Source organism: Clostridium fallax (genome assembly GCF_900129365.1).
Lineage (GTDB): Bacteria > Bacillota > Clostridia > Clostridiales > Clostridiaceae > Clostridium_AH > Clostridium_AH fallax.
Genome location: NZ_FQVM01000043.1, coordinates 1 through 9,568, shown reverse-complemented (window position 1 = coordinate 9,568; position 9,568 = coordinate 1). Strand labels below are relative to the sequence as shown.

General features: G+C 27.1%; 8 protein-coding genes, 1 tRNA gene and 2 rRNA genes. 7 read left to right on the top strand and 4 right to left on the bottom strand.

What is annotated here, in order from left to right:
• Positions 1-17: 17 nt before the first annotated feature.
• A tRNA-Lys gene (locus BUA70_RS12550) sits at positions 18-93 on the top strand.
• Between the two features lie 347 nt (positions 94-440).
• Positions 441-558, top strand: a 5S ribosomal RNA gene (gene rrf / locus BUA70_RS12545).
• A 125-nt stretch (positions 559-683) separates the two neighbouring features.
• Here the strand turns inward: rrf and hydF are convergent.
• Genes hydF through BUA70_RS12530 form a run of 3 tightly spaced genes read right to left on the bottom strand, consistent with a single transcriptional unit; the run spans position 684 to position 3,661 of the window.
• Positions 684-1,934, bottom strand: a complete 1,251-nt coding sequence (gene hydF, locus BUA70_RS12540; protein ID WP_072897812.1) for a [FeFe] hydrogenase H-cluster maturation GTPase HydF — start codon at positions 1,932-1,934, stop codon at positions 684-686.
• 17 nt (positions 1,935-1,951) lie between these two features.
• A complete protein-coding gene (gene hydG, locus BUA70_RS12535; protein WP_072897810.1) occupies positions 1,952-3,364 on the bottom strand; it encodes a [FeFe] hydrogenase H-cluster radical SAM maturase HydG in 1,413 nt (470 codons plus the stop codon).
• Between the two features lie 51 nt (positions 3,365-3,415).
• Entirely contained in the window at positions 3,416-3,661 is a 246-nt protein-coding gene (locus BUA70_RS12530; protein ID WP_072897807.1) for a TM1266 family iron-only hydrogenase system putative regulator, read from the bottom strand.
• A gap of 232 nt (positions 3,662-3,893) precedes the next feature.
• Between BUA70_RS12530 and aroA the strand changes: the two genes are divergently transcribed.
• Positions 3,894-5,189, top strand: a complete 1,296-nt coding sequence (gene aroA, locus BUA70_RS12525; protein WP_072897804.1) for a 3-phosphoshikimate 1-carboxyvinyltransferase — start codon at positions 3,894-3,896, stop codon at positions 5,187-5,189.
• Between the two features lie 107 nt (positions 5,190-5,296).
• Here the strand turns inward: aroA and BUA70_RS12520 are convergent, their stop codons facing one another.
• A complete protein-coding gene (locus BUA70_RS12520) occupies positions 5,297-6,049 on the bottom strand; it encodes a signal peptidase II (RefSeq protein ID WP_072897801.1) in 753 nt (250 codons plus the stop codon).
• Between the two features lie 242 nt (positions 6,050-6,291).
• On the opposite strand from BUA70_RS12520, the gene BUA70_RS12515 reads away from it, so the two are divergent.
• The 4 genes from BUA70_RS12515 to BUA70_RS13180 form a co-directional block, all read left to right on the top strand.
• A complete protein-coding gene (locus BUA70_RS12515) occupies positions 6,292-7,101 on the top strand; it encodes a pyruvate, water dikinase regulatory protein (RefSeq protein WP_072897798.1) in 810 nt (269 codons plus the stop codon).
• 342 nt (positions 7,102-7,443) lie between these two features.
• Positions 7,444-8,349: a patatin-like phospholipase family protein gene (locus BUA70_RS12510; RefSeq protein ID WP_072897796.1), complete on the top strand. Its 906-nt coding sequence runs from the start codon at positions 7,444-7,446 to the stop codon at positions 8,347-8,349.
• A 73-nt stretch (positions 8,350-8,422) separates the two neighbouring features.
• On the top strand, positions 8,423-8,626 hold the full coding sequence (locus BUA70_RS12505) for a cold-shock protein (protein WP_072897794.1): 204 nt from the start codon (positions 8,423-8,425) through the stop codon (positions 8,624-8,626).
• 674 nt (positions 8,627-9,300) lie between these two features.
• A 16S ribosomal RNA gene (locus BUA70_RS13180) occupies positions 9,301-9,568 on the top strand; the annotation flags it as partial.

The following is a 9,568-nucleotide window of genomic DNA, read 5'->3' as shown; positions in this document are numbered from 1 at the left end:
GGTTGCCAGGTTAGTATGATTCACTAGCTCAGTCGGTAGAGCACATGACTTTTAATCATGGTGTCCGGGGTTCGATTCCCCGGTGAGTCACCAAATCCTTTAGCAAATGCTAAAGGATTTTTTTGTTTTATTAAAGAATATAAATATTATAAAGATATTTACGAATATTATTTTTATTGATTTTTTTATTCATGTGGTTTTATTTAAATCTATAATTATTATTTATGTTAAATATATGTATAAATAATATAAGTATTAAAAAATAAGATAAGAAAAGTATTGATGATATAAAAGGTATATAGTATTTAATAAATTTGTAAAATAAGAATAATAAAAAATATATATAAGATATTATATATAAAAATAAAATATTTTTAATATAATTATTGACAATATCCTATTATATATGTATAATAATATATTGTTGAGAGAAAAATAAATCTGGTAATAATGCGTTTAAGGGTTACACCCGTTCCCATACCGAACACGAAGGTTAAGATTTAAACGGTCGATGGTACTGCTTGGGCGACTGAGTGGGAGAGTAGATGGTTGCCAGGTGAGAACAACATTATATTAAGAAAATCACTCCAATAAGAGTGATTTTTTTGTAGCAAGAAACTTGCTTAGCATTTATATATCAAAAGGGCTCTTATTTAATAAGAGTCCTTTTGTTTTATGTTTTTTTATTTTTTTGCTTCTGGAAACATTTTAACAGTTCTTTCTAATATTCCATTTAATTTAGCTATTGCTACTCCAAAGTTAGTTATAGAAACATTAGATGCTTCTGCTTTTATAAGTCTACTCATAAGTTGTTTTCTTGTAAACATACAGCTTCCACATTGAATTATTAGTTTATACTCTTTTAGGTTATCAGGAAAATCTATTCCTGAAATATTATCAATTATAAGAGAATTACCTACCTTTTCCTTAAGCCAAAGAGGAATTTTTTCTCTTGCTATATCTCCTTTTAAAGCATGATGCGTACAAGCTTCTGCTATTAGTACTTTATCATTTGGTTTCAATTTATCTATAGCTCGTGCACCTTTTACAAATGCTGATAAATCTCCCTTATATCTAGCCATTAGTATAGAGAAAGATGTGAGAGGTATATCATCTGGAACTATTTTATTTATTTTCTTAAAAATTTGCGAGTCAGTTATTATTAAGTCAGGTTTTTCATTTAGTGTTGAAAGCAATAGTTCTAACTCTGTATCCTTAACAGTTAAAGCCATAGCATCATTATCTAATAAATCTCTTATAACTTGGACTTGAGGAAGAATTAATCTTCCTTTAGGAGCCTGTATATCTTGAGGCGCTACTAGTATTACTTTAGCCTTCTTATTTATTATATCTCCAACTATTGTAGGTCTTTCAAAATCTGATGGAGCATAATTTACTATATATTCTTTTAATAAACTTAGATTTTCTTTATTTTTGCAACTAACTTCTATTATAGGAATATTTAAATTTTGAATTTCTTTTGAATTTATTATATTTACTTTATTCAATAAATCACTTTTATTTATAACCCCTATAATAGGTATATTTCTTTCTTTTAAATCTTTTATCCATTCTACTTCTCTTTTTAAATCTATATCTAAATCATTGATAGATGAAATATTATTTGATTCACCCATTGTAGGGGAAATTACAAGTACAGCTAAATCAGTTCTATCCATAACTTCCTTAGTCTTTTTAATTCTAAGGTTACCTAAAGCACCCTCATCATCAAGTCCAGCGGTATCTACTATTACAACTGGTCCAAGTGGTAATAGTTCCATTGATTTAAAAACAGGATCAGTAGTAGTTCCTGGAGTATTAGATACTAAAGAAATTGATTGATTTGTGAGAGTATTTACTAAACTAGACTTACCTGCATTTCTTTTACCAAAAAAAGCGATATGGAGTCTATTAGCTCTTGGTGTATCTAACATAGCATTTCTCCTTTAAATTAAAATCTTAAATCTCTTTCACCATTTTTTATTCTTATTAATTTTTCTTCACAAGCTTTTCGTGCAGCTTCTTTAGGAATAGATTTAAGAGCTTCTTCTATAGCTTTTTCACCAACTTTTTTAGTTTCTTCATCTGCATAATCAAGTAAAAATTCTTTGAAGGTTAATATGGCATTTGGTAAGCATACATTATGAATTTGACCAGTTTTTGCTAAGGACATAAATCTTTCACCAGTTCTTCCTTCTCTATAACATGCAGTACAATAACTTGGAAGGTATCCTTGGCTACAAAGACTTCTCATAATTTCCATAGGACTTCTATGATCTCCAACTTCAAATTGAGGCTTTTCATCTGGGTTTTTCTTAGATTCTGAATATCCACCAACTCCAGTACAAGAACCTGCACTTACTTGAGATATACCTACAGCTAAAACCTCTTCTCTAAAATCAGGTTCCTCTCTTGTAGAAATTATCATTCCAGTATAAGGAACAGATATTCTAAGAATAGCTACTAACTTTTTAAAATCTTTATCTTCTACAAGATAAGGATAATCTTCTGTTTTTACATTTTCAGCAGGTTTAAGTCTTGGCACTGATATTGTATGAGGTCCTACTCCTGTTTCTTTATCTAAATGTTCTGCGTGCATAAGCATTGCTACTGTATCATATTTATGATCATATAATCCATAAAGAACTCCTATTCCTACATCATCAATACCAGCGGCTCTAGCTCTATCCATTGCAGTTGTATGCCAGTTATAATCATGTTTAGGTCCTTGAGGATGCATCTTTTCATAAGTTTCTTTATGATAAGTTTCTTGGAATAATATATATGTGCCTATTTCTGCTTCTTTTAACTTTTTATATTCTTCTATTGTAGTTGCAGCAATATTTACGTTTATTCTTCTTATGCTGCCGTTATCAAATTTCAATGAATAAATTGTTTTTATGCAATCTAATACATAATCTATAGGTGTATTAACAGGATCTTCTCCTAGTTCTAAAGCAAGTCTTTTATGACCCATGCCTTCTAATACTTTAACCTCTTCAGCTAATTCGTCCATTGTAAGTTTTTTACGGAATAATGATGAGTTGCAATGCTTATAACCACAGTATTTACAGTTATTTACGCAATAATTTGAAACATAAAGGGGAGCGAAAAGAACGATTCTTTTCCCATAGATTTGTTTTTTTATATCACTTGCTAGTTTATACATTTCATTAAGTAAGTCTTCATCTTCTACATGAAGTAATACAGCTGCTTCCCTGTGAGATAATCCTTTTAAATCTTTAGCTCTTTCAATAAGAGATCTCACATATTCTTTATCATTACTTAATTTTTTCCCTTCTTCAAGAGAGGACACTATCTCGCTATCAATAATAAAATCTTCAGCTTTAAAATCTTTTTTCATAATTAAAACTCCTTTTGAATTTAGTTTTGTTAACTAAACCTAAAGGCAAGGTTAATTTTTAGTTATTGCTGATTTAACATTAACTTTTGGTATACGTCCTAGTTTCCCAGTTAAGGCGCTTATTTCATCAGTTGTTCCATCTATTATTATTGATATTACAGAAACTCCTTTTTCTTTATAAGGAATCCCCATTCTACCTACTATTATATTAGCAAAACTGTGGAGCGTTTCATTGACCTTTGGAGCACTAGACAAATCTTCAATAACTATAGCTATTACGCCCACTCTATTTTCCACAATATCACCTCTTTAAAATAATTTGCGCCATTATCCTTTTGCTTAGAACTTATCCTTGCAATTAGAATTAGTAAAAAATGATATGCGAAGCCAATAAAAGAGAAAATTACCCTTTTATCAGGATGACATAATATGATTTTAAAACAAATTTTTATAATATTCAACGATTAGACAGTAAAAAGTAATTATAGTATAGTGAAAAAGAATAAAGTTTAAAGCTAGGTGATATAAAATGAAAGGCAAATCTATTATTATCAACCCTTGTAAATTAAAGGGAAGAGTGAAGGTGCCCACATCTAAATCATATGGGCATAGAGCTCTTATTTGTGCAGCTTTTTGTAATGAAGAGATATTAATAAAAGAAGTTTCATTATCAGAAGATATTATAGCTACAATTAATTGTTTAAGGAGCTTAGGAGCTAATTTTAAAATAATAAAAAATAAAATTGATGATAATGTGAATATATTAGTAAATGGAGAGAAGTTCTTAAAAGAAGGAAGTACACTTTTTTGTAATGAATCTGGATCTACTCTAAGATTTATGTTACCTATAGCATCTATGACTAATAGAAAAATATTGTTAAAGGGTAAAAAGTCACTAATATCAAGACCTATGAAAATTTATGAAGATATTTATAAAAGTCAAAATTTATATTATAAATCAGGAGAAGATTTTATTGAAATAAAAGGAAAACTAAAGCCAGGAGAATATAAAATTCCAGGAGATATAAGTTCTCAATTTATAACAGGATTATTTTTTATTCTTCCTTTACTTAACGAAGATTCTAAAATTATAATAACTAACAATCTACAATCTAAAAGTTATGTTGATATGACTTTAGACATAATGAAAAGGTTTGGTGTGATTATTAATAAAATAAGTTCTAATGAGTATTTTATAAAAGGTCAACAAAAATATACTGGATTAGAAATAAATAATATCTATGAAGTTGAAGGAGATTATTCTCAGGGAGCTTTCTGGATTGTTGCAGCAGTTTTAAATGGAGACTTAGAAATTACTGGTCTAAATCATAAATCTATACAGGGAGATAAAGTTATTATAGATATAGTTAAGAGGTTTAATGGTAATATAACTCCAATTGATGATGGGTATTTGGTAAAAAAGAGCGATATAATCCCTGGGGTTGTAGATGTTAGTGAATGTCCTGATTTACTCCCTATACTAACTCTGCTATTTAGTAAAGCCAAAGGTGAAAGTAAGATAGTTGGAGCGGAAAGAGTAAGGCTTAAGGAAAGTGATAGATTAATGGCTATAAGAGAAGGACTAAATAACATAGGTGGATATATAAGAGAAGAGGATGATAAGTTGATAATAAATGGAACTACGAGTTTTATAGGAGGAACAGTAGATAGTTTTAATGATCATAGAATAGAAATGACATTAGCCATTGCAGGCACGCTAAGTAATAAATCTGTAGAAATAATAGATGGAATGTCTATAAATAAATCTTACCCTAAATTTTATGAGGACTTAAAAAAGTTAGGTGGAGACTTTAAGGTTATTTAATATAAAATATAAAAAAAAGACTATCTAATGAAATAGATATTAAAATTCATATATCAGTATTTTATTACAATACAATTTTTAGATAGTCTAATTTTTTATTAAATTTATTAATTTTTACTTTTAAATTGAGATTGGATATCTTCTTTTATAAATTTAAAGAATTTTTTTATACTTTGAATATCATCTTTTAAAGTTGACTTTTCATCATCATTTAAAAATCCGTTGAAATATACTGTAAGTATAAATAAGAAAACAGCAAGATTTATATAAATATCCTTTAAGTCAGCTATAAATAAGTCGCTTATACCTATAAAATCTAAGCTTCCACCATAAAAAATTTTATCTATTAGAGAACATATGCAACCTGCCATAATGAAAACTATACACAAATCTGACCATGAGTCTCTATGTCCAAGTTTTTTATAATATCTATATCCTTCCCAAAAAATAATTAACGCTATTATATTTAAAAATATTAAGAATCCAAAACTTACATTAGTTCCAAAACGAGCATTAAGCCAGGAACCTTCAGAATTTATTATAGGATGAAAAGATAAAAAGTTATCTATTATATAAAAGTCTTTATGGAAAAAGAAAAGCTTTATTATAAGTTTTCCACCTTGATCTAATAAAAATAAGATAAAAAATAATATAACTAGCGATTTTGATGAGAAACCTTTAGGAAACTTTATACCAATTGTATAAATTATATATCCTGTTAATGCAAAAATTACGCACATCAATATATTAAAGAATATATGATAGTTAGATTGAATTCTACCTGTAATTAATTCAAATAAAAAATAAAGAAACCACATAAAAGGAAGAATTCCTATAGTTATTAATTTCTTTTTGTTCATATAAATCTTTCCTCCTAATTTATTAAAAGCAACAAAATTATAATTTTTATAATAAAAAATCACTTATAGTAAATTCTATCATTTATTATTTATAAAGGAAAGAATAGTTTGCATAACATATAAAATTGATAAATAATTTTGAAATTTAAGAAAATTATATTGTAAACAAAAAATCTCTACATTAAAATTAAGGTAACTAGATAATGGTATAAGGTTATAACGAAGAAAGAGAGGAATGAATTATGCTAACTATTTATGCAGTATCAGATTCTATAGGAGAAACAGCAGAACAGGTAGCTGTAGCAGCTGCTAGTCAATTTGGTAAAGAAGTTAAAGTAGAAAGGTTACCTTATGTAAAAACTTTAGAAGATGTAGATGATATAATGAAAACTATATTAAAAAATGATTTATCTTTAGTGGTGTCTACTATAATAACTGTTAATGTTAGGGAGTATTTAACTCAAAATTGTATAGAACATAATATAAATGCAATAAATATTTTAGGTCCAATTATAAATATCGCATCAACTCTATTAAATAAATTGCCTTCATATAATCCAGGTGCTATGTGGAAAACTGATGAGGTATATTTTAAAAGGATAGAAGCTATGGAATTTGCAATGCAATATGATGATAGTAAAGATTACAGAGGTCTAAAAAATGCTGACGTTGTTTTAGTAGGATTATCAAGAACTTCAAAAACACCACTTTGTATGTATTTAGCAAACAAAGGAATCAAGGCTATAAATATTCCCCTAGTTCCTGAGGTAGGAATTCCAAGTGAATTATATGAAATAGATAAGAAAAAAATATTTGGGCTTACAATAAATCCACTTCAACTTATAGAAATTAGAAAAAGAAGGATGGATAAATTTCATAGGATATCTTCTGATATAGAATATGCTAGTGATTCAAGGATACTAGAAGAATTTGAATTTGCAGATAAGATAATGAGAAGATTAGGATGTAAGACTATAGATGTAACTCAGAGAGCTATTGAGGATACTGCCCTTATAATAATAAATGATTTAAACAGAAGAAAAGAAAGATAAAAGTCATATAATTATAATAAAGAGTTATTTACAAAATTTAATTAAAAATTAAATAAGCTAGTTATAAATGAGCAGAAATATAATTTATTAATGTAAAGTAGGATTTTATTACTTAATTATATATCTGCTCTTTTAAAAAATATGATTTAGGAGATATTCATATTTTAGATAATAGCTAAATATAATTTTAATTCTTAAAATAATTTCATTAATTTTAATAATAGTATTTACTTAAAGTTAAATAAAATACTAAAAGTAATATAAAGAGATTGAAGTTATCTATATAACTTTATTATAAAAATAGATTTATTAAAAAGCGTATTAAAATGGAGGTGTCCTAAAATGAAATTAGGATTGGTTTTAGCTGGAGGAGGAGGAAGAGGCGCTTACCAGATAGGTGTATGGGAAGCCTTAAAAGAATTAGGAGTAGATAAATATATAGAAGGTGTATCAGGAACTTCCATAGGTGCTTTAAATGCTATACTTTTTTTACAAGGAGATATTGATATTGCTAAAGAAGCTTGGATGGATATATCTGTAGAGAAAATACTACCGACAGATAATTTAGATTTAATGACTAGAGGTGTGCTTTTAGCTATAGGATCTAAAAAATTAAATTTTGTAAAAAAGTATATGCCAAGAACTTTAGAAAAGGGAAATATATCAAGAAAAGGACTTATAGATATCTTAGATAAATATATAGATTTTAATACAATAATAAATAATAACAAATCTTTTTATGTTGCCTGCAGTGAACTTCCCCAAATAAGACCAAGATATTTTAAGCTTAATAATAAAAGTGAAGATGAAATTAGAAATATATTATTAGCTACATCTGCCATTCCTATTATATATGAAAGCGAAAAGGTAAATGAATATAAATATTTAGATGGAGGAATTACAGACAATATTCCAATACAACCTTTATATGGGGAAGGATATGATCCGATTATAGTAGTTCATTTATGTAAAAATAGTTTTATAGAGAGAGATTGCTTTCCTAATTCTGAAATTATAGAAATAAAGCCTAAGTATATGGACGATTCTGTTAGTGAAACTTTAGATTTTACAAAAGAAGGAGCAAGAAGAAGGTTTGATCAAGGATATAATGATTGTATAAATTTATTTCATCCTATAATGAATATAGCTAGATATCAAATGCAAAAGGCTCCTATGGAAGCTATAAATAATTTAGGAAAAAAAATAAAAGAAAAATCTTTTAGGTTCAGAAATATATTTAAGAGATAAAAAAACAATTAGGTATTAAATATTTATATTTGGGTACATTATAATTAATAAATAAGTAATGGAGGATTAATAAATGTACACAGGTATTGTAAAATGGTATAACGAAGAAAAAGGGTATGGGTTTATTTCTGGAAATAATGGAGAAGATATATTTGTTCACTATTCTCAAATTAAGGAAAAGGGAAATGACAAAAGCTTGCATGAAGGTGAAGAGGTATCCTTTGATGTAGTAACTAAAGAAAAAGGACCTCAAGCAATAAATGTTCAAAAGCTATAAAGAATATAGCTATATAATAGTTATTAAAGTTTATTAAATAAATATACTAAGCTTTAATGTCAGTTTATATAAATGAAATTTAAATAATAAGATACGTTTAATAAATAATATATAACTTATTATATTTATTAGACGTATTTTATTTTTACATAAAAGTTTATAGTTAATATTTGTATAATAATAAATTTTAAAATAATTATATAGATATCTATGTATAAATTTTAACTTAAATGGTCATTATCTACTATATAAATAGTTTAAATATACATATTATGGTATGTAATTAGATGAAATATTTAGAAAAAAATAAGAAACATTACCTAGCGTATCAATAGATAAAAAATAATGAAAAATAGAGAATTTAATAGAAAGAAAAGAATATATTCTTAATTTTATGTATAATCATGTAAAAATGCAGTATTTGAAGTGGTATCATAAATTTCGTCGCCAAGAGAGACGACAGTCAATAACTAAGAAAGTTTAAGATAATAATAATTTTGTTAAAAACTTTTAAAAAAGGTGTTGACAAAACAAGATATATATTGTAATATATATCTTGTCGCTAAGACAAAACGACATTTGGTCTTTGAAAATTAAACAGAGAGAAACTTACAAAATCTTTTAAGATTTTTTTAAACCAGCAATTCTTTTATATGAGTAAAGATTAAACTTTTTAAATTGAGAGTTTGATCCTGGCTCAGGACGAACGCTGGCGGCGTGCTTAACACATGCAAGTCGAGCGAGAGAGTTTTCTTCGGGAAATAATCTAGCGGCGGACGGGTGAGTAACACGTGGGTGGTCTTATGTCAATATTTTGGACACAAAAAGTCAAACTTTTTCATGCTGCACTTCTAGCTAATAATTCACATTGATCTGGAGTCATGTAATTAATAGAAGAGTGTATCCTTTTTCTGTTATACCAACCTTCAATATATTTAAATA

Bases quoted from the DNA above. Each gene is read 5' to 3' on its own strand.
- BUA70_RS12520 (WP_072897801.1), bottom strand. From the start codon at position 6,049: ATGAACAAAAAGAAATTAATAACTATAGGAATTCTTCCTTTTATGTGG.
- hydF (WP_072897812.1), bottom strand. From the start codon at position 1,934: ATGTTAGATACACCAAGAGCTAATAGACTCCATATCGCTTTTTTTGGT.
- BUA70_RS12515 (WP_072897798.1), top strand. From the start codon at position 6,292: ATGCTAACTATTTATGCAGTATCAGATTCTATAGGAGAAACAGCAGAA.
- aroA (WP_072897804.1), top strand. From the start codon at position 3,894: ATGAAAGGCAAATCTATTATTATCAACCCTTGTAAATTAAAGGGAAGA.
- BUA70_RS12505 (WP_072897794.1), top strand. From the start codon at position 8,423: ATGTACACAGGTATTGTAAAATGGTATAACGAAGAAAAAGGGTATGGG.
- BUA70_RS12510 (WP_072897796.1), top strand. From the start codon at position 7,444: ATGAAATTAGGATTGGTTTTAGCTGGAGGAGGAGGAAGAGGCGCTTAC.
- hydG (WP_072897810.1), bottom strand. From the start codon at position 3,364: ATGAAAAAAGATTTTAAAGCTGAAGATTTTATTATTGATAGCGAGATA.